The organism is Pseudomonas psychrophila (assembly GCF_001043005.1).
Taxonomy (GTDB): domain Bacteria; phylum Pseudomonadota; class Gammaproteobacteria; order Pseudomonadales; family Pseudomonadaceae; genus Aquipseudomonas; species Aquipseudomonas psychrophila.
This window is the reverse complement of record NZ_JYKZ01000001.1, coordinates 367,407-390,479: the sequence shown is the minus strand read 5'-3', so window position 1 is coordinate 390,479 and position 23,073 is coordinate 367,407. Positions and strand designations below refer to the sequence as shown.

Below are 23,073 nucleotides of genomic sequence, written 5' to 3'. Positions count from 1 at the left end.
TGAGAGCATTGGAAACCGGCATGAAAATGCCGGTTTTTTTACGCCTCAAGGAATGTCGACACCTTCGGCGAGCAGCATGTCCACAAGGCGTATTAGCGGCAGCCCGACCAGGCTGGTGGCGTCATCGCCTTCTGTGCGCTGAAACAGGCTCACGCCAAGGCCTTCGGCTTTAAAGCTGCCAGCGCAGTCGTAGGGCTGCTCGGCGAGCAGGTAGCGTTCGATCTGCTCTGTCTTTAGGGGGCGCATGTGTACGGTAAAGGGGATGCAGTCGACCTGGTAGTGCCCGGTCTGGCTGTTGAGCAGGGTCAGGCCGGTCAGGAAGCTCACACTGGCACCGCTGGCACTCATCAGCTGTTGGTGGGCCTTATCGTGGGTGTGGGGTTTGCCGATGATTCGTCCGTCGAGTACGGCGACCTGATCAGAGCCGATAATCAGATGGTTTGGGTGGCTGTGGGCCAGTGCTCGCGCTTTCTCCAGGGACAGGCGTTTGACCAGTTCGACGGCGGTCTCGCCCGGGCGGTGGCTTTCGTCGATATCGGGCGAGCTGCAACTGAAAGGCAGGCGCAGGCGAGTCAGTAAATCGCGGCGGTAAACCGAGCTTGAAGCAAGTAATAAAGGTAGCATGCGCGGCTCCTGTAGGTGGTTGGCGATTCTAACGGGCGTACGGGATGTCGCACAGGCACAATTTCCTTTGACAGGTGAGGGGGTCGTCCCTAGAATGCTGCGCCTATGTTGAATGACCCGATTCCACCTCACGTTGACCCGCGCAAATTAGCTGATCGTGGCACTACCCTTCAAGGTGAAGTGCTGCTGGCTGATTTGGAGAGACTCTGCGACCCGCTTTCCGACAATGTCGGTACGGTCCAGGCTAAATTTGTTTTTGAGCGAGACGAGCGAAGATCTGTGGTAATACACAGCTCCATCGACGTTGAGGTCAAAATGGTTTGCCAGCGTTGTCTTGAGCTGGTCACCCTGCCGATTCACAGCGAGTGCAGTTATGCTGTGGTGAAGGAGGGTGCAAATACCCAGTCGTTACCGAAAGGTTATGACGTGCTGGAACTGGGCGAAGATCCATTGGATCTGCAGTCACTGATCGAGGAAGAGCTTTTGCTTGCCTTGCCCATTGTGCCTGCTCATCATCCGGAAGAATGCCAGCAGCCGGCGGGTCTCGATGAGCCCGAACCAGGCGAGGACGAGGTAACGCGGTCCAACCCGTTCAGTGTATTGGCGCAGTTAAAGCGTGACCCAAACGTTTAGGAGTTAATTAATTATGGCTGTTCAGCAGAACAAAAAATCCCGCTCTGCCCGTGACATGCGTCGTTCGCACGATGCTCTTTCGGCTAGCACTCTGTCCGTAGAAAAAACCACCGGTGAAATTCACCTGCGTCACCACGTATCGCCAGAAGGCGTATACCGTGGTCGTAAAGTGATCGACAAGGGCGCTGACGAGTAATCACTTGTCCGCTCAGGTCATCGCGATCGACGCAATGGGCGGGGACTTCGGTCCCCGCAGCATTGTTCAGGCTTGTATTGCCTGCCTATCTGCTACCCCCTCGTTACACCTGACCCTCGTCGGTCAACCTTCCGTACTTGAAACCTTGATCGCTGGCCATTCGGCTGTGGATCGCTCGCGCCTGACGATTACTCCTGCTTCAGAAGTGATTGCCATGAATGAGCGGCCTTCCCATGCCTTGCGCAGCAAATCGGATTCGTCCATGCGTGTGGCACTGGAGTTGCTCCGTGATGGCAAGGTGCAAGCCTGCGTGAGTTCCGGCAATACCGGTGCACTGATGGCGTTGTCCCGGCATGTGCTCAAGACCTTGCCGGGGATCGACCGTCCGGCCATGGTGGCGGCGGTTCCGACCCAGACTGGCTACTGTCAGTTGCTGGACTTGGGCGCGAATGTCGATTGCACGGCCGGGCAGTTGTTTCAGTTTGCAGTGATGGGGTCGGTGGCGGCGCAGGCGCTGGGTGTTCTTCGTCCGCGGGTTGCCTTGCTCAACATCGGCACCGAAGACGTCAAGGGCAATCAGCAGGTCAAGGAGGCCGCCGCGTTATTGCAAGCGGCGCCCGGGCTGCATTACATCGGCTTTGTCGAGGGCGATGGCGTGTACCGGGGTGAGGCGGACGTGGTGGTGTGTGACGGGTTTGTCGGCAATATCATGCTCAAGTCCAGTGAAGGGCTTGCGACCATGATTTCAAGTCGGCTTGAAGCGGTGTTCCGGCGTACCCTGTTCAGTCGCTGTGTCGGGGTGCTGGCGTTGCCGTTGATGCGGCGCCTGCAGGCTGATCTGGCGCCCGCGCGTCATAATGGCGCGAGCTTTCTCGGGTTGCAGGGGATTGTGATCAAGAGCCACGGTTCGGCAGGTGCTCAGGGCTTTCAGAGTGCGATAGAGCGCGCACTGATTGAAATCCATGAAGACCTGCCAAAGCGTTTGTATGGGCGCCTTGACGGGTTGTTGCCGTAGGCGTTTTACCGGGCGGATACTAAAATGTGACCGCTCAGTCCAATCAGCCATCCAACTGTCAGTTTCTTGCGTCCACTACGGTAGGGCGTCAATTCTCCGACGACAAGATCATTAGGGGCTTGTTACATGTCTACATCCCTCGCATTTGTCTTTCCAGGGCAGGGTTCGCAGTCCCTCGGCATGTTGGCCGAGCTGGGCGCGGAACATCCGCTGGTCCTGGAAACATTTAAAGAAGCTTCTGATGCTCTGGGTTACGACCTGTGGGCACTGATCCAGGAAGGTCCTGCAGAGAAGCTGAATCAGACCGACATTACCCAGCCTGCCATTCTGGCTGCCTCGATTGCCCTGTGGCGTCTGTGGCTGGCCGAAGGCGGCAAGCGTCCTGACTTTGTTGCAGGCCACAGCCTGGGCGAATACAGCGCATTGGTTGCTGCCGAGTGCCTGACATTGGCTGAGGCGGTCAAGCTGGTTGAGCGTCGCGGTCAACTGATGCAAGAAGCCGTGCCGGCTGGCCAAGGTGCCATGGCGGCAATCCTGGGGCTGGAAGATGCTGACGTGCTGGCGGCCTGTGCAGAAGCAGCACAAGGTGAAGTGGTCAGTGCAGTTAACTTCAACTCGCCGGGCCAGGTTGTTATTGCGGGCGCCAAGGCGGCTGTCGAGCGCGCCATGGAGCTGTGCAAGGCTAAAGGCGCCAAGCGTGCACTGCCGTTGCCGGTAAGCGTGCCCTCGCACTGCGAGCTGATGCGTCCTGCCGCTGAGCGTTTTGCCGAGTCCATCGAAGCAATCGACTGGAAAATGCCGACCATTGCGCTGGTGCAGAACGTCAGTGCCGCCGTTGCCACTGACTTGCCAACCCTCAAGCGTGACTTGCTCGAGCAGTTGTACAAGCCTGTGCGCTGGGTTGAGTCGGTACAGGCTCTTGCAGCCGGTGGTCCGGTTGATCTGGTTGAATGCGGCCCGGGTAAAGTTCTGGTAGGCATCAGCAAGCGTTGCGCTGAAGGCGTAACGACTCACAATTTGAATACCCCGGATGCCTTCGCCGCTGCGCGATTGGCTCTGGTCTGAATCAGGAGAAGCCTGCATGAGCTTGCAAGGTAAAGTTGCACTGGTAACAGGCGCAAGCCGTGGCATTGGCCAGGCTATCGCATTGGAGTTGGGTCGTCAGGGCGCCGTTGTCATCGGTACCGCGACTTCGGCAGCCGGTGCCGAGCGTATTGCTGCCACCCTGAAAGAAAACGGTGTTCAGGGCACTGGTATGGAGCTCAATGTCACCAGCAGCGAATCCGTTGCTGCAGTGCTGGCGAGCATTCAGGAGCAGTTCGGCGCGCCGGCGATTCTGGTCAATAATGCCGGTATCACCCGCGATAACCTGATGATGCGCATGAAAGATGACGAATGGCATGATGTCATCGATACCAACCTGAACAGTCTGTATCGCCTGTCCAAGGGGGTTTTGCGCGGCATGACCAAGGCCCGTTGGGGGCGAATTATCAATATTGGCTCTGTTGTGGGTGCCATGGGCAACGCAGGCCAAGTAAACTACGCCGCCGCCAAGGCAGGGCTTGAAGGTTTCGGTCGTGCGCTGGCACGTGAAGTGGGCTCGCGCTCGATCACTGTCAACTCGGTAGCTCCGGGCTTTATCGATACCGATATGACCCGTGAATTGCCGCAAGCACAGCGCGAAGCCTTGCAGGCGCAGATTCCGCTGGGCCGTTTGGGCCAGGCTCAAGAGATCGCAAACGTGGTCGCTTTCCTGGCATCCGACGGTGCAGCCTACGTGACTGGGGCTACAATCCCGGTCAACGGCGGGATGTACATGAGTTAAATGTGACGGATTGCTTCAAAAAAATGTCATACGAGCTGTCTAAAATCCGTTATAAAGCTGCAATCTATTTATAGGCAGCCGGTTGTTGAGGTGTGAGTGCAAAGCTTTCAGTTGAAAAACTGAAAAGGCTTTCGATACACTTGCCCACTGGCCAGCTGCCTGAATTTGTCCATTAGGAGTGAAAACAAGGTATGAGCACCATCGAAGAGCGCGTCAAGAAAATCGTTGCCGAGCAACTGGGCGTTAAAGAAGAAGAAGTGACCAATGCCGCTTCCTTCGTTGAAGACCTGGGTGCCGACTCCCTTGACACCGTTGAGCTTGTGATGGCTCTGGAAGAGGAATTCGAGACTGAGATTCCTGACGAAGAAGCTGAAAAGATCACTACTGTACAAGCCGCTATCGATTACGTTACTAGCCACCAGGCGTAATAGTTTGTAATCGTTGCTCGCTGTCATGGAAAAACCGCACTGCCGCTCTGGCGTGCGGTTTTTTCTTTAGGCGTGAAGCAAAGTGTCGTCAATAGAATAAAGGAGAGTGCTGTGTCGCGTAGACGCGTCGTAGTCACCGGTATGGGGATGTTGTCGCCACTGGGTGCGGATGTTCCGAGCACTTGGCAAGGCATTCTGGCAGGCCGAAGTGGCATTGGTCTGATCGAACACACGGATCTTTCTGCCTATTCCACCCGTTTTGGCGGCTCGGTACAGGGCTTTAACGTTGAGGATTACCTCTCCGTCAAAGAAGCCCGAAAACTTGACCTGTTTATTCAATACGGTTTGGCAGCTGGGTTTCAGGCTGTGCGTAATTCCGGCCTTGAAGTAACCGACGCCAATCGTGAACGCATCGGTGTGGCAATGGGGTCGGGTATTGGCGGTTTGACCAATATCGAAGAAACCAGCCGTACCCTGCACGAGCAAGGCCCGCGACGGATTTCTCCGTTTTTCGTGCCCGGTTCGATCATCAATATGATTTCCGGCTTTCTGTCTATCCATCTGGGTACACAGGGGCCTAACTACGCCATTGCGACTGCCTGTACCACGGGTACGCATTGCATCGGCATGGCAGCGCGCAACATTGCTTACGGCGAAGCCGACGTAATGATTGCCGGCGGTGCCGAAATGGCCGCCTGCGGCCTGGGCATGGGTGGTTTTGGTGCCTCCCGCGCGCTGTCGACCCGCAACGACGATCCAACCCGTGCCAGCCGTCCGTGGGACAAAGGCCGTGATGGTTTTGTATTGTCTGACGGTGCCGGTGCGCTGGTGCTCGAAGAGCTTGAGCATGCCAAGGCGCGTGGTGCGACTATCTATGCCGAGCTGATCGGTTTTGGGATGAGCGGTGACGCTTTCCACATGACCTCGCCTCCGGCCGATGGTGCAGGTGCTGCCCGCTGCATCACCAATGCCCTGCGTGACGCTCAGCTGAACGCTGATCAAGTGCAATATATCAACGCCCATGGTACTTCGACGCCTGCCGGTGACCTGGCAGAAGTGTCGGCGATCAAGTCGGTGTTTGGTGATCACGCCTACAATCTGGCGGTGAGTTCCACCAAGTCCATGACCGGTCACCTCTTGGGTGCGGCGGGTGCGGTCGAGGCGATTTTCAGCGTGCTGGCCATCAACAGCCAGATTGCACCGCCGACCATCAACCTCGACGAGCCTGACGAAGGCTGTGATCTGGACTTCGTGCCGCACACCGCGCGCGAAATGCCGATCGATGTGGTGTTGTCCAACTCATTCGGCTTTGGTGGCACTAACGGCTCGTTGGTGTTCCGTCGGTACGCCGAGTGATGCAAAGCTGGGTCGATGGTCAGCCGGCGAACGCACTTGCGTCGCTTAAAGACCGTGGGCTGGCCTACGGCGATGGTCTGTTTGAGACCCTCGCGGTCAAGGTTGGCACACCATTGCTGCTGGAGCTGCACATGCAGCGTCTGGCGCTCGGTTGTTCCCGGCTGGCGATTGTTGCGGATCAGGCATTGATCCGCAGCGAATTGCTGGCTTATGCGCAAGCGATGGGCGAGGGCGTCCTCAAACTCATCCTGACCCGTGGCGATAGCCTGCGTGGTTATGGCGCGTCCCCCGAGGCTAAGCCTCGAAGAATCCTGCAAGCCAGTCCGGCTGCGGCTTACCCTGATGCCTACGGGCAGCAGGGTATAGCGCTGTTTGACTGCGCCACCCGTTTGGCTGAGCAGCCGCTGTTGGCGGGGCTCAAGCACCTCAATCGACTCGAGCAGGTCATTGCGCGATCCGAATGGCAAGACCCGGCCTACGCCGAGGGCTTGATGCGCGACACCTCGGGGCGAGTGATTGAAGGTGTCTTCAGCAATCTGTTCATGGTGCGTGACGGGGTTCTGATTACCGCCGATCTGCACCGTTGTGGCGTGGCTGGCGTAATGCGCGCTGCTCTGCTGGCCGAGGCCGAGCGCCTGGCCATCCCTTGTCATGTCACTGACATCAGCCTGGCGCAGCTGCAACAGGCCGATGAACTCTTCCTCTGTAACAGCGTGTATGGCGTTTGGCCCGTGCGCGCATTTGCAGACCTGAGCTGGCCGGTGGGGCCACTCACCCGTAAACTGCAAGGCATTGCTCGCACCCTATTGGATGTTTGATTCGTGAAACGTAAATTCTTGGTGCTGCTGGAGACGGGTCTGGTGCTGGCGGGCTTGCTGCTGGGCGCTAGCGCCTGGAAGCTCAATTCGGCGCTCGACCAACCGCTCAACCTGACGCAGGAACAACTGCTCGATGTACCGGCCGGGGCAACGCCGACCGGTACGTTCAATCGTCTGGAAGCCGACGACACGCTGCGTGACGCGTTCTGGCTGCGCTTGTACTGGCGCTTCAACCTTGAGGGTCAGCCCTTGCACAGCGGCGAATACCGCATGACTCCGGGCATGACCGCCCACGACCTTATCGGTCTGTGGCAGCGCGGCGAAGTGGTGCAATACAGCCTTACCCTGGTTGAAGGCTGGAACTTTCGTCAGGTGCGCAGCGCTTTGGCCAAGCACGAAAAAATCGAACAGACCCTCGATGGCCTGAGCGATAGCGAAGTCATGGCCAAGCTTGGGCATGCAGGCGAATTCCCGGAGGGTCGATTCTTCCCGGACACCTATCGCTTTGTGCGCGGCATGACCGATGCCCAACTGCTGGAAAAGGCCTACGACCGTCTCGAGAAAGTGCTCGCCCAAGAGTGGGAGCAGCGTGATCCAAGCGTGCCTTATGCCACGCCTTATCAGGCGCTGATAATGGCCTCACTGGTAGAGAAAGAAACCGGTGTGCCACAGGAGCGTGGGCAAATTGCCGGGGTTTTCGTGCGCAGGATGAAAATCGGCATGCCGCTGCAAACCGATCCTACGGTGATCTATGGTCTGGGCGAACGCTACAACGGCAAGCTGACACGGGCCCATTTGCGTGAACCCACGCCATACAACACCTATACGATTCCTGGCTTGCCGCCAACGCCCATAGCCATGGTCGGGCGTGAAGCGATTAACGCCGCCTTGCACCCGGTCAGTGGGACAAGCCTGTACTTTGTGGCCAAGGGCGATGGTAGCCACACGTTTTCCGACGATCTGGATGCGCATAACAATGCGGTGCGCGAGTTCCAGATCAAGCGCCGGGCCGATTACCGTTCGAGCCCCGCGCCGTCCCCTGCTGCTGAGCCGGCGAGTCCCCCGGCCGAGCCGCAAGGCCCGAAAGACACTGATTAAGGATTGCTGCCTGTGACTGGCTTGTTTATTACCCTGGAAGGCCCCGAAGGCGCGGGAAAAAGCACCAACCGCGAGTATCTGGCAGAGCGCTTGCGCGCCGAAGGTATCGACGTAGTGCTGACCCGCGAACCTGGCGGAACACCCTTGGCAGAACGTATCCGCGAACTGTTGCTCACGCCCAGCGATGATGCGATGTGTGCCGACACCGAGATGTTGCTGGTGTTCGCCGCCCGGGCCCAGCATCTGGCCGAAGTCATTCGCCCAGCTTTGGTCCGTGGTGCGGTGGTGCTGTGTGATCGCTTTACCGAAATGTTATTTTTTGTTGATGGTAAACGTAAACCAAAAACCGATTCTCGTTTCTACCATCTTGAAAAGACATTTCTTGCGTAGAAATCCCTATATATCAGGGTTTCTGGATTCGGAAGGTTGCTGCTTTATACCATTATAGTATTGGTTTTTTTCAAAAAGTAAACCCAGTATTCTCGCTTTGTCATAAAAAATCAAACGTAAACCCAAAACGCCGGTTTCTTCCGCTAGTAGCACCCAAGTCCTACCCTCATGCCCCTCGGAGCCCAGTAAATACGGGCCCCTACCACGTTTACGTTTTTGTTTTATCGTGCCCATCGACGACCGCCTGCGCTGATCCGCTTTTTGCTTCAGCCCGATAGTCATCTAAAGGCCCTAACGCCCACTCGTGCCCAAGACTACCCACAAGCCAAATACGAAAGCCTGCCATCCTAATGAGTAGGTTGAGAGCTTGAGCGTTATTCAGGCTAGGAAAGTCGCATCGGTTGATTCGGTTGAAACTGACGCGAGATGGGGCAGAGGCTGTATTGCCACAGACCTTTTGCAGATCAGTCCTGACGTTCAGCTTCGGTAGAAAACGAAGGATCTGCCACATGTACATGAAGGGCTTTCGATCCTGCCTATTTCAGCCTTCGCCATATTCGGTTGACTGTCGAAGTCGGAATACCAAGCGCGTCGGACGTTTCTTTCTGCGTCATTCCCTGTGCCTGGCAATGAAGCACAGCTTCTATTTTTTTGGGAGATGACGGTGGGCCCGCCTTGCTGGGTACGAGTGAACCATCAACGAATTGCTCGGACAGTCCCTTGACGACTCCCAAGTCGATGAGACCTTTTATCTCTACGCGGAGCCCTTGTAGAAATTCATCGTGAGTCAGATTTTTTTCAAAACATGACGCGACCACGAGGAGAGCCAACGGATCGACATTCAATGCTGAGGAGGTCGTATTTAGCATATCGAGAGTTATGCCGGTCTTGGCGTTCTCCAGATTGTATAAATGCTTGGGGTCAATCTGGCCTTGAAGATCTTCCTTCGAAAGGCCCCGAGCAGATCGAATTAGTCGGAGTACTGCCGCCAGCGATTCCCTCATTGTCATGGCGAAACCTCAAAAGCGAGGATAAAGCCATATTGAGCAATCCCATGCCATGGAATATAATGCCAGTAATGGGATCTTGTTTCGCATACCTGTACATCCTGTAGGAGATCCTCAGGAAGCTTAGAATGACGGATCACTTTGGCTTGGGTGCGATCGGAGCTGATATATCATTTCGCCACCACAATCTGAATTTCCAACTGCAAATTTTTAAGTGACACATTTTCACTCCAGCGCGTTCGGTAACTCTAATAAAACATTAGTCATTAATTGACAGTATGGATGGGCATTTTATGGTAGGGGATTTTGAAAATTCATTTGCTGTCAGACCTCCACCTTGAGTTCCAGGATTTATCGCCTGATGCGGATGTTGTCGTGTCGGCTGGGGACATCAATCAATTAGCCAGGGGGTGGAATGGGCGAACAAAGCCTTCCACTGCCCCGTGGTTTACGTCGCCGGAAATCACGAGTACTACAAAGGTCATCTTGATCGCACACTTCAAAGAATGCGCGAGAAGGCGCTCCCGCATGTTCACGTTCTAGAGAACGATCAAGTGATCATCGATGGAGTGAGGTTTCTGGGTACAACCGGCTGGACTGATTTCAGTTCAACTGGAGACGTGACTGCTGCGCTTCAAAGCACCCGAGGATCCATGAATGACTATCGGCAGATCAGAACTGGAGGTCAGTATTGGCGTGTAAAGCCAATTGAAATCCTGAGCAGGTCGGAATTTGCGAAGCGGTGGTTACTCTCGCAATTGTCCACTAAACACCACGGGAAGACTGTTGTCGTAACGCACCATGCGCCATCACCTGAGTGTGCCCTAGGGATTGAGTATGAGATGGGGTATCTGGCCGCTGCTTATGTCAACGATTGGAAGGATTTTACTCTGTTCGATATTGACCTGTGGGTTCACGGTCACACGCATGTCGGGTATAAAAAATCTATTGACGGTATCCCACATGCATCCAACCCGCGTGGCTACCCGGTTGAAGATACGGGATTTGTATCTGATCTAGTGCTCACGATTTAAAAGTCAAAGGCGCCCCCAATAGAGTCTGTTATCCAGGAGTATGTAGTGTTCAGAACAAACGAGAGTCAGCTACAAGGCAGATTCAAAATGCCTGATGAAAATCTTCTTTTATGGAAATCCGTTGATCTTACCCCTAATCAATATTCCTTTTTTGTGGAAGGAATTGGATTCTTCGATGGGGTACCTGGGCCAAGCGCGCGCCTCGTCTGTGACGCAGAATCGGTTCAAAATATTTTCACTTCGGGCGATTCAGAATTTCTTGCTGTCACCAGGGTATACCTCATCTCGCCGCCTTGGATGAACCGGCAGCATGAACGTCTGATGGAACCGCTTTCCGACATCAGATTGAAAAGTTCTGACAAAGAACCACCGATCTATGAATTCGTCACTGAAGGGGGGCAGACCTACACGAGTGTTCGCGATCACTCAACGACATGAGGTGCGCATGGTGACTCTAAATGAAATTTCTCAGCTCCTTTACGGTGCTGGAGAAGAGATGCCTGGCTGGCTGGGCTCTCAAGAAGACCTAATCTCTTTGGCAGCAAAGTCATTCCCAGGCAAAGCATTCTGTGTGGTGAAACAGTGGATCTTAATCGACCTCACCGTGACGCCGGTTGAAAGGGAAAAGCTTACGAGTCTTGGTCTACTTCCCATGACGCTTTTCGCTCACGAAATTGTCCTAGACAGTAAAGGTCGTTTCCAGTCAGCCATGTGGGTACGCAGTAACTTCGGAAAATCTTTCACTGAAGGCTGCATGTTTGAAACCAAGAGTACCGTCTACCTCCTTTTAGGTTCAGGTCTGAGAAAAGAGGCAAGCATTGGCGCTGCTTTTTCCATGAAAGCCGGATAATCGACGGTCAGCACATATACATAATGTGTAATTTTGGAGCTTTGGCCGGATGCCAGAAATCATTGAAATTGAATTTCATAGTAAGTATCTCAGTGACTTTCAACTGAGTCGTCTTGTACAGGCGAGTCTTCGAAAATACACCGTGGCCATTACGGCTTATATCAGCGATGCGGTGATCATTGAAGACATGTGCCTTGGCGTGTTCTTCGATCACTTTCAGGAAGACGGGACGTATCTAACAGCCAATGGCGGAATCATTTGCACGACGAAAATTCAAAAGGCTTGGAAAGAAGGACGTTTCTGGCTTTTGGAGACGGAGGAGGGGAATTACCTCGTTGGTAGCTTCAAACGCGGCGGTGGGCGACGTAGTTTTCTTGAGTTGCTACGATCATGTGAACGTCTCAAATCAGAAGATTGAATACTTGATCTCTAGCGCAGTGGAGATATGACTGTATGGCAGTTGATGAGCGCTGAATTGCAATTACGGTTTTGATCAGCCGCGCTCCGAGTTTGACGTGCGGAGCGCTTCAAATTGCCGCTATCCGGTGGGACTCATTTTTCCATCGGATTGATTCATAGCTCACCTTGGTTTAATAGCCAAAGTTGTTCAGCAGTTTCTGCAAAAATTCACGCCTACGTTGGACAATGCTCAAAATTAGGTAGTCACGGTCGGTATCTCTCGTCGACAGATGCCCAGCGTCCACAAGGCCATTAATGTAGCCTTCAGCTCTGCCTCTAGCTTCGAGCAACGTCTTTGTGGAAGTGCTTTTGTAGATGTCTGAATCGCCCCGGCTTTTCTAGACACTCTCCAAGCTCGCTGTGTAACGCTTTTCAAACTCTACCGGTGACAGCTGATTGTTGAAACCATGACGACGCTTCGAGTTGTAAAAAATCTCGATATAATCGAACACATCACCACGAGCATCCTCTCGTGTGGTGTAAATTCTCCGCTTGATCCGCTCCCGTTTTAGCAGCTGGAAGAAGCTCTCAGCTACGGCATTGTGGTGGCAGTTTCCTCGACGACTCATGCTGGCGATCAGGTTGTTGGCCTTTAAAAAACTGCGCCAATCAGAACTGCTGTATTGACTGCCCTGATCAGAGTGAATCATCACCTCTTGCTTCGGTTTTCGCCTCCAAACCGCCATCAGCAGCGCATCAATGGCTAAGTCTCTGGTCATTTGTGGCTTCATTGACCAGCCAACAACCTGGCGTGAAAACAAATCGAGCACCACGGCTAAATACAGCCAGCCTTCATATGTTCGAATGTAGGTGATGTCGGTGACCCAGACTTTGTTGGGCTCTCGGACATCGAACTGGCGCTTCAGCAAATTTGGCGAGGCAACCGCTGGTTTGCCGCCAGATTTCCCTGGTCGCCGCCGATACCCAGTCTGAGAACGCAATCCCTCAAGGCGCATTAACCTAGCCACCCTATGGCGGCCGCAGCTTTCGCCAACCTCGCGCAGGTCATCATGAATTTTGCGATAACCATAAACACCACCGCTTTCCGGCCAAGAATGCTTGATCAAACCAAGCAGTCGTTGATCGTCCTTAGCTCGCGCAGATTTTGGTTCAGATAGCCACGCGTAATAGCCGCTGGGATGAACCCTCAGCGACAGGCAAAGCCGTCGAATGGAGTAATCACCGGCAAGCTGCTTAATAAAGGCGCACTTCAGCCGCACTCCTTGGCAAAGTACGCGGCGGCCTTTTTTAAGATGTCTCGCTCCTCCGTCACTCGCTTTAGCTCAGCACGCAGACGACGAAGCTCGGCACTCTGATCGTCCTCTTGAACGCGTTGCTCCTGAGGCTTGGTGTAGCGCTTAATCCAAGCATACAGGCTGTGCACGGACACACCCAATCGCGCAGCCACCTCCGAGACAGGAAGCTGCTTTTCGGTCACTTGGTTGACCGCCTGGATCTTGAATTCTTCGGGATATCGATGGTTGCTCATGGCACCTCCTAATGGGCCTCATTTTAAGGCTTGGAGATGTCTACGAAACTAGGGGCGATTCAGCGTTCGCTGGCTGTTAGAGCAGTGTTTCGTATATACCAAGTTTAATCGCCCAGATTTAGTAGGCAAATCCATACCTCAAAGAGGTTGACCTCAATACTTCGCTTTTGACAGGAAACAATAAATTAGAGATTCCTAATCTAGACTCCTCAGTGCGGGTCTTCGTTATCGCTCCTCATGAACCTGATACCTAAACGATTTGCGGCTAATTCCAGAGTTTGGTGTATTGTTAGTGGACTAACTACGGAGAGACTAAACATGTCCAAGCTCGCTGAATTCCGCCAGCTCGAAAAACACCTAGCCGAGCAACTACAAGCCCTAGAAGCCCTGAAAGGGGATGCTGGCCTCAAAAAGGAAATAGAGTTCGAAAAGAAGCTGCGCGCTCTTCTTGCTGAGTACGGTTATAGCCTGTCTAACGTAATCAACTTATTGGATCCTCAGGCTGGCCGCAGCGCTCCAGTGGTCGAATCCAAACCAGGGACTCGTAAGACTCGTCAGGTTAAGGTCTACAAAAACCCGCACACTGGCGAGGTCATCGAAACCAAAGGTGGGAATCACAAAGGCTTGAAGGAATGGAAAGCTGAATATGGTTCGGACACCGTCGAGTCTTGGCTAGCCAAGTGATTCAGGTTTGAGTGAAAAAGGGCCCCTTAAGGGCCCTTTTTTGCAGTGTAGAGCTAAGAATCCGAGTTGTAAGCTTCCGGCAATTTCATCTAAGCATTTACGTAGACTTTGAGATGGTGCCCGACTATGCGGACACCATCTCTGATTAACTAGGTGGTTGGGCTTATCGATATTTCGGGTGCGTGGCTTACTGGAAAGTTTACCGAACGAGCAATGAAGCATTTTTCGTGAGCTATTTTGTGCAGCGTCTGAGCCTTAGCGATCTCAGACCCCGGTGCCAGGATCACTTTCGGCCTCAAAATAACTGAGGTGAACTGACCAGCGCCGTTGCTCTCCTCGACCATTGTCCCTTGAGCGTTGTCCTCGTAGGCCACCACAACGATCCCGGCTTCAGCGCAAATGCCAAGGTACCAAAGCTTGTGGCACGCAGATAAGGATGCCAATAGCAATTCCTCGGGATTCCAGCGCGTAGGGTCTCCTCGAAAACTGGGGTCGGACGACCCCTCAATTGGTATTTTGCCGTTAGCTGCGATTAAGTGCGCCCGGCTGTAACCTCGATAAGATGACGTTCCTGTCCCGTTGTTGCCGGCCCAAGTTACCTAGACTTCGTACTCGTGCGCTTTATCTACCATTGATCCCTCCTGGGAAAGTTCTCGAAAAGTACATTAAAAAACGGACTTATTGAGTAAGCACCTCGACGAGGTAGCAGTTCCATAATTTCACTGACCCACTGCGTAGACCGGCGAGTGAGTACGTCCTTCAAATAAGCATACGGATCATGCCCTTTGAGTCGCGCCGACTTGATCAGGCTCATGATCACCGCCGCCCGTTTGCCGCTGCGTAGTCAACCTGCGAAGAGCTAGTTTTTGAGACCCAAGGCTCACGGTCGAATCTGGATCTCGGCCCAATTATTGTCTATGAGTATGGCCCCGTCATCTATGTAGCGCGACAGCGTCGTCCAGCACTTGGCTCTAAGCCAAGGGTCTGCTGATAGGCTCGGTGGCGAGCCAGATAGAGTCGGGGATCATTGCAACAGGTCTCGCAGAAACGTCGCACAGGCAGCCGCGTTTTCGGTCGGCCAGTTAACTTTGACTGTGTCGCGAGGGTGCGGGATTTCGAGGAAAATAGTCGCAGCGGTGATATCTGGTCGTGACTTCGGCGACGGTAATGTCAGCGGAATAAAGGCAGGTTGCCCATGTTGAACGCTTCTGGGTTCCTCGCCTTGCACTCGTTGCTACGGCGTCAGTAACATCCAGGCCAAACCTACATTAGCGATTGCGTTTGCAATGGAAGTGTTCATGAACAGCAAACACCGTGGCGGAGCCTATATTCGAGCAGCGTATGCTTTCACATCTCTGCTTGCAGATCTCCTAAGGCGTTTGGGGGAACTTAACGTCCTAGAGGAACCGGAAGAGATATTGGGCCTAGAGCCTGACATTGTCTTTGGTCGGCGAGATACGTTGACAATGGTTGAAACCAAATTCTATCGACGTTCCTCCCCACCTCCATCGTCTACCTTTAAACGCGCCCTCGAACACACCGCTGATAGAGGCATTAGGATGGGGGCGTCCACTATCGTGCTGGCAATATCGTGAGCAAATACTGGCCATGAGCACGCGGCAGTTCGTAACCGATGGCGTGACTGAGCCCCTTAACGCGGACTTCTGGTACGAACAGGCAAACACCATCGCCGCAAAAGGGCAGCGTCTATTAGCGTTTGCCGCTAGATCCGTTCCGCACGAGCACACGGTGTGGGGTTGAGTGATGTGCAAGGAGAGCTAACCTTATTGGGTACGGTCGGACTGATTGACTCACCTAGATCCGAGACGAGCAAAGCCATTCAACAATGTGTAGCTGCGGGCATTGTCGTAGAAATGATTACTGGTGATCATGGCGGTACCGCCGCTGCTATCGGTCGTCAGATTGGCTTGCAAAATCCCGACCAGGTGCTGACTGGTGGAGACCTTGACTCCACGAGTGATGCAGTCCTTAAGGAGGTGGTAAAGGATGTCAATATCTTTGCTCGTACTAGCCCTGAATATAAGCTTAGATTGGTTATACTGCAGCGATCAAATGGCATGACAGTGGCAATGACCGGTGATGGCGTTAACGATGCACCAGCGCTAAAGCGAGCCGATGCAGGTATTGCCATGGGTGGAAAAGGCAGTAAAGCCGCGAAGGAAGCAGCTGACCTGGTGCTGGCCGATGACAACTTCGCGTCCATCGTAGCTGCAGTGCGCGAAGGACGGACAGTCTACGACAACATTAAGAAAGTACTGAGCTGGACGTTGCCTACCAATGCTGGGGAGACAATTACTATAATAGTAGCCTTGTTACTCGTTCTTACACTTCCAGTGACGGCAATTCAGATTCTGTGGATTAATTTGATAACCACAGTGAATCTCGGCATCGCACTGGCATTCGAGCCCACCGAGGAAAACACAATGCGTAGGCCGCCCCATTCACGCCATAAGCCTCTGATAAATGGTGCATTGGTGTGCCACATGGTACTTGTTTCTTTTTTGTTACTATGCGGAGTTTACGGTATTTTTTCGTATGCGATCGATCGAGGATACTCGATAGAGTTGGCTCGAACCCTCGCGGTCAACACTTTAGTGGTGATGGAAATATTCCATCTGTTTTTCATTCGTAATCTCTACAGCACATCGCTTACATGGAAGGACATTTGCGGCACTAAGGTCGTGTGGGTGACCGTCGCGGTGGTAATGGTAGCTCAGTTCGCCATCACCTATACTCCGTCGTTGCAGAAGGTGTTTGCTACTGAAGCGATCCCTTTCCTTGATGGCCTACTGGTAATAGGAGTTGGGGTTGCATTTTTTATGGTCATTGTGATTGAGAAGCAGACTCGAGTCTGTTTGTCCGAGTAGAACTGATTGCAAGCTGGCAATCCCCTAACGACGAGCATCTTCAGGCCACTGAAAGAGAATTTAGAAAATGCATAAAGTACTTGTAGCTGTCGATGGTTCCGAGCACTCGGAGCGCGCAGTGCGTTACCTTGTTGGGCTAATCCAAGATGGCGGGTTACTGGGCGGCAGTGTTGAGGTGCATCTGGTGAATGTACAGCCACTGTTACCAACTCGAATTGCACACGACATGAGAGCGGATGAGATTGATCGTTACTACGGTGATAAAAGTGCTGAGAGCTCACAAAAAGCTGGGGTACTTCTGAAGCAGGAAGGGGTTGCATTTACACTTCACACCTTACAAGGCGATGCAGCAAGCCAAATCGTGGCGTGCTCACACTCTTTAGGAAGTAACAACATCATCCTAGGCTCACATGGCAACGGCTTTCTTGCAGGGATTTTTATGGGCTCTGTCGCGGCAAAGGTGATTCAGCTCTCAGATATACCAATCACCTTAGTCAAATAGGAGATCGTCAAATGCATGATAGTGCGACCCCATAAGTGGGTTATCAAAGGCCGATATTCTGGAATGACTTTGATTTAGTTGAGTCATGCGCAGCATAAGCTATCCACTTTTCTATGCGTGTGGTTCCCTCGACATTTGATGTCTCGAGCGACTGAGAGGCAAATCACTTGCCCCTCAGTTCTGACTCCCGGCTGATGCTTTCAATTTGGAGTGAAACCTACTTGGGTATATACGCAGCTACCGACTTGCGAATCTCTTCCCGCGCCTCATCCGCGCTCCCCCAACGCCCCATCTTCACCCACTTACCCGGCTCCAATGCTTTGTAGTTTTCAAAGAAGTGCTGGATCTGTGCGAGGAGTAGCGCAGGGAGGTCTGAGCACTCCTTTACGTCGTTGTACATCGAGCTGAGTTTTTCATGAGGCACAGCGATCACCTTGGCATCCGCTCCGGCTTCGTCAGTCATGTACATCACACCCACCGGGCGACTGCGGATGACAACTCCAGGTGAGACGGGATAAGGGCAAACCACCAGGACGTCCAGAGGATCTCCGTCATCGCTCAACGTATTTGGAATGAACCCGTAGTTGGCCGGATAGAACATCGGTGTGCTTAGGAAGCGGTCAACGAAGATCTGTCTGCTCTGCTTGTCGACCTCGTACTTGATCGGCGAGTGGCTTGCAGGGATCTCAATAACTGTGAAGAAGTCATCGGGGATCGCGTTACCAGCAGGAATGTCCGCGTAGCTCATGTTCATACCTCCGATGTTGTAGAAGTGGTTGCGTCGGACGGATCTCTCCCAAGTGGGCTCATTTCTTTTGGCAAATCGACTATCCATTCGCCTAACATCATTCCCTGATAGCGACGGTTTTGTTGAGTAAAGAAAACGACCATAAAGCCTTTTATGTCTATCTCCTCAGCGAGTACCAATCACTTGGTATGAAATAAGCCCTGCAGCGGTCATCGCCAACGAACCAACCACGTGCAACGAAATTGAGCCAAGCGCCCAGAGCAGTTTTCCTTCCTGAATCAAGGTGACTGTTTCGGCTGAAAATGTAGAAAAAGTGGTAAGACCACCACAAAATCCGGTGATGATCAGGAGGCGCCATTCAGGGCTGAGCGAAGGCGATGCAGCCAAGAAGGCGATGGTCAGCCCTATGAGATAACCCCCGACCATGTTCGCGACTACAGTCCCGGGAGGAATCGTAGGAAATAGAGCGTTCAGCTTTATACCCAAAAGCCAGCGTAACCAAGCACCAGCTGAGGCGCCGATGGCAATGACGATCAATGATTTCAGCATGGCGAGCACTCCTTACCAAACCTGGAGGGCCAAGCATGCAGAGGGACAGCGCTGTAAGATGGGCGAAGCACGAAAAGTAAGATCATATCCTGTCCTAAATTAGGGACAGGGAGGCACACCTACGCACCCTGTCCAGGGTTCACGTAGGCATCATCAGCACAAGGCGGTTAAAGGAGGAATGCCATCTCCTGATAAGATCCTATAGCATCCGCGCTACTGACATCAATAACCTCCTCTACAGATCAAGATACCTTTGGCTGATGCTTGCTTTCAAAGTACACCGCTGAGCCACCATCCAAGCATTCCACTGCCCAAGACGACTACCCATGGGGGAACCCTCCAAAACATTAGGGCGACAAGGGCTATCAGCGCCAAACCAAAGTCTTGAGGTTTCAAAATTGCACTCGTCCAGACTGGGTTATATAAGGCCGCCAAGAGTAGCCCTACTACTCCCGCATTAATTCCTGCAAGGGCCGATTGGGTGCGAAAACTATGTCGTAGTTGCTCCCAGAATGGCAACACGCCGATTACGAGTAGGAATGAAGGTGCGAAGATAGCAACCAGGCATACCGTAGCTCCGATCCAACCAGAGGGTTGGGCGTTCATGGACGCTCCGAGAAATGCTGCGAAGGTAAAGAGCGGGCCCGGTACGGCCTGTGCTAAGCCATACCCTGCAATGAATGTGTCGTTGGTTACCCATCCGTTGAATACGGTCGCAGACTGAAGTAACGGTAGTACAACATGCCCCCCTCCAAAAACTAATGACCCTGCTCGGAAAAAGGCATTCGTCATAGCTAGTGCTTCAGAGGGCCAAACCTGGATCAATAATGGTAGGCCTACCAATAAGCCAAAGAACACCACCAACGATACCAGACCTACTTTTCGGCTAACTGATATTGGAAGGGGCTCAGCTGTATGCTGTTGAGCGGGCTTGAAAAGCATCAGACCGATGACAGCACTGCAGATAATCACGGCGATCTGCCCCCAGGCATTTGGCCAGATGAGTGCTGCGCAAGCTGCAAACACAGCGATGGTTACCCTGGGCACATCAGTACAAATATTGCGCGCCATTCCCCAGACGGCTTGAGCAACAACAGCAACCGCGACGATCTTAAGTCCGTGCAAAAGACCGCTTGGGAATGTATTTCCCCACGCGGACATCCCTTGCGCAAACAAAACGAGGATCATTGCCGATGGCAGTGTGAACCCAGCCCACGCGGCAACTGCTCCAGAGAACCCAGCACGCGATAGCCCCAAACCTATGCCTACCTGGCTACTGGCAGGCCCTGGCAGAAACTGGCACAGGGCGACCAAATCGATATAACTGCGCTCACTGAGCCATTGGCGCCGAACAACAAACTCTTCGCGGAAGTAACCTAGGTGTGCAATTGGCCCTCCGAAGGAGATGAATCCCAAGCGCAAGAACACCAGAAAAACCGTCCACGGGGTATGGGCTGTAATCATCTTGGTACTACTTTCAGCTGACAAGATTCATGCTCCCAAAAATAGCTGCTGTACTGACCAATTAACACTGTGGCCACGCTCTACAATCCAATATGCCTGTTTTAGGAGGCGCTTACATCGATTTACACACACACACCGACGACTTTGGGCAGAGGCAGGGCGATGGTTACCTTAGTCAGCAGGTCAATCCGCAAGAAGCCGTTGAAGTAGCCCGAGGCGTGACTGGACATTCAGTGGATTTAAAAGGCCTGCTTGGGCTGGGCCCGGTGTCCGATCTACATACCAAAATCTGCCTCAAGACGGGAACCCTTCAAATTGGTCGGCAATGTCCCGACGGGCATGATTTTAAGTTTCTCGCTAGTGAGATACTCGGCGTGAGCGGAGTAAGTCGCGATTCACCCTTGCTCAACCGACCTATAAGGCACAGCCGCGTCTGCAGCAGCTGGGTAAATCTCAGAATACTCAGCACATCATCCTGAATAACCCTTAGTTTCATAGACATATCCATGCCACAAAGATGTTGACCTCAATACTTCGCTTTTGACAGGGAACGAATAAATTTAGAGTGTGAGCCCAGACTCCATAGTGCGCGTCTTCGTGATCGTTACTCATGAATCTTATACCTAAACGATTGACGGAAAACTCCAAAGTTGGTGTATTGTTATGAGACTAACTACGTAGAGACTAAACATGTCCAAACTTGCTGAATTTCGCCAACTCGAAAAACACCTTGCCGAACAACTCGAGGCTCTCGAAACACTGAAAGGCGATGCTGGTCTCAAAAAGGAAATAGAGTTTGAGTCGAAGCTGCGCGCTCTGCTTGCTGAATACGGTTACAGCCTGTCTAACATCATCAACTTGTTGGATCCTCAGGCTGGCCGCAGCACTCCAGTAGTCAAATCCAAAGCTGGCACTCGTAAGCCACGTCAGGTGAAGGTCTACAAAAATCCGTACACTGGCGAGGTCATCGAAACCAAAGGTGGGAATCACAAAGGTCTGAAGGAGTGGAAGGCAGAACACGGCTCAGATACCGTTGAGTCCTGGCTGACCAAGTGATTCAGGTTTGAGTACTAAATGGGGCTGAGAGCGCCTTTTTTAGCAAGTTAAGGATGTTTTCTAATGGTAGAAGGGCTGTTAACAGCCCTAGTTACGCATAGCAGTCGATCGCGTTGTTACGGTCTAGGTACTTAAGTAAAAACTGTCTTTGTCGTCGAGATTTTGGGTAAGTTTTATAGGGTTTTCCGGGACTCTGTCATGAGTGGATAGTCCGTATAGCCGCGCTCTTCACCTTGGTAGAAAGTCGCTGGGTCTGCTTTATTCAGCTGTTCGCCTTGCTTGAAGCGATCGACCAAATTCAGGTTGACCAAGAACGCTGTGCCGAAGGAGACTAGGTCTGCATTACCGTAGCTTAAGGCGCTTTCTGCTTTCTGCTTTCTGCTTTCTGCTTACTCTGCGTCATAGCTACCATTGGCCATGTAGGTGCCACCAAAATGACGTTTCATTTTGACGAAATTAAATTAACCTTCTCCCAGTTCCACTACTTGAATGTAAGTCCGACGTTTAGGATGATAGCGTTCGCTTAAAAGTACGTGGAGGACTATCGTCCTTAATGCTGGAGTTCGGAAGGTGTGTTCGCCGGTACCTTACAACGATAATTTTATATTGCCGAATAAAACCTCTGTATTGCCAGCCACTCTACTGGCCTAGTCACTAAGGGACTCCACATGATCGCTCGTTGGCGCTGGGTAACGAATCAACTGACTAAAAGGCTTTGGTTTAGAGCCTCGCTGTTTTCACTTCTCGGTGTAGCTACAGCACTGGCAGCTGTTGTTTTCAAAGATTTCATCCCTGAATCATTATCAGCACGCATCGGCGCGGACGCTGTGGACAAGATTCTGGGGATCATCGCTTCCAGCATGCTGGCCGTCACAACGTTTTCGCTAAGTACTATGGTCACGGCTTATGGTGCCGCTAGCAGTGGAGTCACACCGCGCGCCACCACCCTAGTAATGGAGGACACCACGACTCAAAATGCCCTTGCCACGTTTATTGGTTCATTCTTATTTAGCCTGGTAGGGATCATTGCGCTGAGTACCGGAGCCTATGGTACTCAAGGTCGAGTATTGTTATTCGCAGTGACGATAGGTGTAGTCGTCCTGATTGTTTACACCCTCCTGCGTTGGATCGATCACTTGTCCAAACTCGGAAGGGTTGGAGAAACCATTGACCGTGTCGAGAAAGCTGCGATTGAGGCAATCAGCCAGCGCGTTCAGTGGCCATATTTGGGCGGTTCGGTTTACCCCACTGATCTGGTACTACCTCTTAGCGCAATAAAACTCGCAAGTGATCAAACGGGCTACGTGCAACATATTGATGTGAGCGCCCTTGGAGTTATCGCGCAGGAGGAACAAATTCAGATTTATCTGACCGTGCTTCCAGGGACATTTGTACACGAGGGAATGCCACTCTTACAAATTGTAAGCTTGGGTAGCACGATGATTGATGATATCAGTACCGCTAGAAATAAAATTCGAGCGACGCTGACCATCGGCACTCGGCGAACCTTTGATAATGATCCCCGTTTTGGGCTCTGCGTGCTCTCAGAAATCGCTTCTCGCGCCTTGTCTCCTGCTGTCAACGATCCAGGGACAGCCATCGATGTGATTGGTCGGGGGGTGAGAACTCTGACTTGCTGGAGTAAGCCACAAGTCTCGAGCTCAAATAATGATCAAGGATGTAAACAAGTCTTTCTTCGAGGATTGACGGTTGATGATCTTTTCGACGATTTTTTTGCCCCGATCAGTAGGGATGGTGCAGCTTTGCTCGAGGTTAATCTCCGGCTATTAAAGGCCCTCATCAGTCTCGCTAAAATAAACCCTGCTATTTTCAAGGATGCCTGCATCAAACATACAGATCTTTTGATTGCTCGCGCAGATACCGCGTTAGCGCTGCAGAATGAAAAAGATCAACTTAGCTCATTGGCCAAGACGATGTACCTTTAGGGCCATCTGGTTGG

Annotated in this window: 24 protein-coding genes, 3 pseudogenes and 1 riboswitch; of the genes and pseudogenes, 19 read left to right on the top strand and 8 right to left on the bottom strand. The window is 52.6% G+C overall.

The genetic code is table 11. The features are described 5' to 3' along the window. Window positions 1–45: 45 nt before the first annotated feature. Entirely contained in the window at window positions 46–624 is a 579-nt protein-coding gene (locus TU76_RS01830) for a Maf family protein (protein WP_019827932.1), read from the bottom strand. 105 nt (window positions 625–729) lie between these two features. On the opposite strand from TU76_RS01830, the gene TU76_RS01825 reads away from it, so the two are divergent. The 10 genes and pseudogenes from TU76_RS01825 to tmk form a co-directional block, all read left to right on the top strand. Continuing rightward, window positions 730–1,257 carry a YceD family protein gene (locus TU76_RS01825; RefSeq protein WP_019827935.1) on the top strand — a complete coding sequence of 176 codons (528 nt, stop codon included), beginning with the start codon at window positions 730–732 and terminating at the stop codon, window positions 1,255–1,257. A gap of 13 nt (window positions 1,258–1,270) precedes the next feature. Then, a complete protein-coding gene (rpmF, locus tag TU76_RS01820; protein WP_003442519.1) occupies window positions 1,271–1,453 on the top strand; it encodes a 50S ribosomal protein L32 in 183 nt (60 codons plus the stop codon). Window positions 1,454–1,457: 4 nt separating this feature from the next. After that, window positions 1,458–2,468: a phosphate acyltransferase PlsX gene (gene plsX / locus TU76_RS01815; RefSeq protein WP_048350945.1), complete on the top strand. Its 1,011-nt coding sequence runs from the start codon at window positions 1,458–1,460 to the stop codon at window positions 2,466–2,468. 126 nt (window positions 2,469–2,594) lie between these two features. Then, complete coding sequence (gene fabD, locus TU76_RS01810; protein WP_048350944.1) at window positions 2,595–3,533, top strand: ACP S-malonyltransferase; 939 nt, start codon at window positions 2,595–2,597, stop codon at window positions 3,531–3,533. A 16-nt stretch (window positions 3,534–3,549) separates the two neighbouring features. Further along, window positions 3,550–4,293 (top strand): 3-oxoacyl-ACP reductase FabG, encoded by a 744-nt coding sequence (gene fabG, locus TU76_RS01805; protein ID WP_046809899.1) that lies wholly within the window; start codon window positions 3,550–3,552, stop codon window positions 4,291–4,293. Between the two features lie 191 nt (window positions 4,294–4,484). After that, complete coding sequence (gene acpP, locus TU76_RS01800; protein ID WP_016779952.1) at window positions 4,485–4,721, top strand: acyl carrier protein; 237 nt, start codon at window positions 4,485–4,487, stop codon at window positions 4,719–4,721. A gap of 111 nt (window positions 4,722–4,832) precedes the next feature. Next, complete coding sequence (gene fabF, locus TU76_RS01795) at window positions 4,833–6,077, top strand: beta-ketoacyl-ACP synthase II (RefSeq protein WP_048350943.1); 1,245 nt, start codon at window positions 4,833–4,835, stop codon at window positions 6,075–6,077. After that, window positions 6,077–6,895, top strand: a complete 819-nt coding sequence (gene pabC, locus TU76_RS01790) for an aminodeoxychorismate lyase (RefSeq protein ID WP_048350942.1) — start codon at window positions 6,077–6,079, stop codon at window positions 6,893–6,895. Before fabF ends, pabC begins: the two co-directional genes overlap by 1 nt. Window positions 6,896–6,898: 3 nt before the next feature. After that, the gene (mltG, locus tag TU76_RS01785) at window positions 6,899–7,993 is read left to right on the top strand and encodes an endolytic transglycosylase MltG (protein WP_048350941.1); all 1,095 of its coding nucleotides are present in this window, start codon (window positions 6,899–6,901) and stop codon (window positions 7,991–7,993) included. A 12-nt stretch (window positions 7,994–8,005) separates the two neighbouring features. Then, window positions 8,006–8,303: pseudogene (tmk, locus tag TU76_RS01780) on the top strand (dTMP kinase); the annotation flags it as partial. Between the two features lie 616 nt (window positions 8,304–8,919). Here the strand turns inward: tmk and TU76_RS25815 are convergent. Continuing rightward, window positions 8,920–9,252, bottom strand: coding sequence for a helix-turn-helix domain-containing protein (locus TU76_RS25815; RefSeq protein WP_048351250.1), 333 nt, complete (start codon window positions 9,250–9,252; stop codon window positions 8,920–8,922). Between the two features lie 548 nt (window positions 9,253–9,800). Between TU76_RS25815 and TU76_RS01765 the strand changes: the two genes are divergently transcribed. From TU76_RS01765 to TU76_RS01750, 4 genes are all read left to right on the top strand, one after another. Next, entirely contained in the window at window positions 9,801–10,424 is a 624-nt protein-coding gene (locus tag TU76_RS01765; RefSeq protein ID WP_330085978.1) for a metallophosphoesterase, read from the top strand. 87 nt (window positions 10,425–10,511) lie between these two features. Beyond that, window positions 10,512–10,862 (top strand): hypothetical protein, encoded by a 351-nt coding sequence (locus TU76_RS01760; protein WP_048351249.1) that lies wholly within the window; start codon window positions 10,512–10,514, stop codon window positions 10,860–10,862. Window positions 10,863–10,869: 7 nt separating this feature from the next. Further along, entirely contained in the window at window positions 10,870–11,274 is a 405-nt protein-coding gene (locus tag TU76_RS01755) for a DUF6957 family protein (protein WP_048350939.1), read from the top strand. 49 nt (window positions 11,275–11,323) lie between these two features. After that, window positions 11,324–11,692 (top strand): hypothetical protein, encoded by a 369-nt coding sequence (locus tag TU76_RS01750; protein ID WP_048350938.1) that lies wholly within the window; start codon window positions 11,324–11,326, stop codon window positions 11,690–11,692. Window positions 11,693–12,071: 379 nt separating this feature from the next. On the opposite strand, the gene TU76_RS01745 is transcribed toward TU76_RS01750, so the two are convergent. Next, window positions 12,072–13,222, bottom strand: a protein-coding gene (locus TU76_RS01745) for an IS3 family transposase (RefSeq protein ID WP_088500082.1) whose coding sequence is annotated in 2 segments (ribosomal slippage) — window positions 12,072–12,988 and window positions 12,988–13,222 — 1,152 coding nt in all. Because the reading frame shifts where the segments join, the coding sequence is not laid out codon by codon here. A gap of 318 nt (window positions 13,223–13,540) precedes the next feature. On the opposite strand from TU76_RS01745, the gene TU76_RS01735 reads away from it, so the two are divergent. Further along, the gene (locus tag TU76_RS01735) at window positions 13,541–13,906 is read left to right on the top strand and encodes a histone-like nucleoid-structuring protein, MvaT/MvaU family (RefSeq protein ID WP_048350935.1); all 366 of its coding nucleotides are present in this window, start codon (window positions 13,541–13,543) and stop codon (window positions 13,904–13,906) included. A 149-nt stretch (window positions 13,907–14,055) separates the two neighbouring features. On the opposite strand, the gene TU76_RS01730 is transcribed toward TU76_RS01735, so the two are convergent. Both TU76_RS01730 and TU76_RS24515 read right to left on the bottom strand, forming a co-directional pair. Further along, entirely contained in the window at window positions 14,056–14,415 is a 360-nt protein-coding gene (locus tag TU76_RS01730) for an OsmC family protein (protein ID WP_338109554.1), read from the bottom strand. A gap of 116 nt (window positions 14,416–14,531) precedes the next feature. Continuing rightward, window positions 14,532–14,873: pseudogene (locus tag TU76_RS24515) on the bottom strand (transposase domain-containing protein); the annotation flags it as partial. A gap of 626 nt (window positions 14,874–15,499) precedes the next feature. Here TU76_RS24515 and TU76_RS01720 point away from each other — a divergent pair. Beyond that, a pseudogene (locus TU76_RS01720) lies at window positions 15,500–16,794 on the top strand (HAD-IC family P-type ATPase); the annotation flags it as partial. A 67-nt stretch (window positions 16,795–16,861) separates the two neighbouring features. Continuing rightward, window positions 16,862–17,296: a universal stress protein gene (locus TU76_RS01715; RefSeq protein WP_048350933.1), complete on the top strand. Its 435-nt coding sequence runs from the start codon at window positions 16,862–16,864 to the stop codon at window positions 17,294–17,296. Window positions 17,297–17,513: 217 nt separating this feature from the next. Here the strand turns inward: TU76_RS01715 and ppa are convergent, their stop codons facing one another. From ppa to chrA, 3 genes are all read right to left on the bottom strand, one after another. Beyond that, window positions 17,514–18,044 (bottom strand): inorganic diphosphatase, encoded by a 531-nt coding sequence (gene ppa, locus TU76_RS01710; RefSeq protein ID WP_048351248.1) that lies wholly within the window; start codon window positions 18,042–18,044, stop codon window positions 17,514–17,516. A gap of 165 nt (window positions 18,045–18,209) precedes the next feature. Next, the gene (gene crcB, locus TU76_RS01705) at window positions 18,210–18,593 is read right to left on the bottom strand and encodes a fluoride efflux transporter CrcB (RefSeq protein WP_048350932.1); all 384 of its coding nucleotides are present in this window, start codon (window positions 18,591–18,593) and stop codon (window positions 18,210–18,212) included. Between the two features lie 137 nt (window positions 18,594–18,730). After that, window positions 18,731–18,791: riboswitch (Fluoride riboswitch) on the bottom strand. 72 nt (window positions 18,792–18,863) lie between these two features. Further along, window positions 18,864–20,057, bottom strand: coding sequence for a chromate efflux transporter (gene chrA / locus TU76_RS01700; RefSeq protein WP_048350931.1), 1,194 nt, complete (start codon window positions 20,055–20,057; stop codon window positions 18,864–18,866). 690 nt (window positions 20,058–20,747) lie between these two features. Here chrA and TU76_RS01695 point away from each other — a divergent pair. Beyond that, complete coding sequence (locus TU76_RS01695) at window positions 20,748–21,113, top strand: histone-like nucleoid-structuring protein, MvaT/MvaU family (RefSeq protein WP_048350930.1); 366 nt, start codon at window positions 20,748–20,750, stop codon at window positions 21,111–21,113. A gap of 668 nt (window positions 21,114–21,781) precedes the next feature. Beyond that, window positions 21,782–23,059 (top strand): DUF2254 domain-containing protein, encoded by a 1,278-nt coding sequence (locus TU76_RS01690; RefSeq protein ID WP_048350929.1) that lies wholly within the window; start codon window positions 21,782–21,784, stop codon window positions 23,057–23,059. Window positions 23,060–23,073 lie beyond the last annotated feature (14 nt).

Bases quoted from the DNA above. Each gene is read 5' to 3' on its own strand.
- acpP (WP_016779952.1), top strand. From the start codon at position 4,485: ATGAGCACCATCGAAGAGCGCGTCAAGAAAATCGTTGCCGAGCAACTG.
- TU76_RS01695 (WP_048350930.1), top strand. From the start codon at position 20,748: ATGTCCAAACTTGCTGAATTTCGCCAACTCGAAAAACACCTTGCCGAA.
- TU76_RS25815 (WP_048351250.1), bottom strand. From the start codon at position 9,252: ATGCTAAATACGACCTCCTCAGCATTGAATGTCGATCCGTTGGCTCTC.
- ppa (WP_048351248.1), bottom strand. From the start codon at position 18,044: ATGAGCTACGCGGACATTCCTGCTGGTAACGCGATCCCCGATGACTTC.
- crcB (WP_048350932.1), bottom strand. From the start codon at position 18,593: ATGCTGAAATCATTGATCGTCATTGCCATCGGCGCCTCAGCTGGTGCT.
- TU76_RS01755 (WP_048350939.1), top strand. From the start codon at position 10,870: ATGGTGACTCTAAATGAAATTTCTCAGCTCCTTTACGGTGCTGGAGAA.
- TU76_RS01750 (WP_048350938.1), top strand. From the start codon at position 11,324: ATGCCAGAAATCATTGAAATTGAATTTCATAGTAAGTATCTCAGTGAC.
- TU76_RS01760 (WP_048351249.1), top strand. From the start codon at position 10,512: ATGCCTGATGAAAATCTTCTTTTATGGAAATCCGTTGATCTTACCCCT.
- fabD (WP_048350944.1), top strand. From the start codon at position 2,595: ATGTCTACATCCCTCGCATTTGTCTTTCCAGGGCAGGGTTCGCAGTCC.
- pabC (WP_048350942.1), top strand. From the start codon at position 6,077: ATGCAAAGCTGGGTCGATGGTCAGCCGGCGAACGCACTTGCGTCGCTT.
- TU76_RS01690 (WP_048350929.1), top strand. From the start codon at position 21,782: ATGATCGCTCGTTGGCGCTGGGTAACGAATCAACTGACTAAAAGGCTT.
- TU76_RS01830 (WP_019827932.1), bottom strand. From the start codon at position 624: ATGCTACCTTTATTACTTGCTTCAAGCTCGGTTTACCGCCGCGATTTA.
- TU76_RS01735 (WP_048350935.1), top strand. From the start codon at position 13,541: ATGTCCAAGCTCGCTGAATTCCGCCAGCTCGAAAAACACCTAGCCGAG.
- TU76_RS01715 (WP_048350933.1), top strand. From the start codon at position 16,862: ATGCATAAAGTACTTGTAGCTGTCGATGGTTCCGAGCACTCGGAGCGC.
- TU76_RS01825 (WP_019827935.1), top strand. From the start codon at position 730: ATGTTGAATGACCCGATTCCACCTCACGTTGACCCGCGCAAATTAGCT.
- rpmF (WP_003442519.1), top strand. From the start codon at position 1,271: ATGGCTGTTCAGCAGAACAAAAAATCCCGCTCTGCCCGTGACATGCGT.
- fabG (WP_046809899.1), top strand. From the start codon at position 3,550: ATGAGCTTGCAAGGTAAAGTTGCACTGGTAACAGGCGCAAGCCGTGGC.
- chrA (WP_048350931.1), bottom strand. From the start codon at position 20,057: ATGATTACAGCCCATACCCCGTGGACGGTTTTTCTGGTGTTCTTGCGC.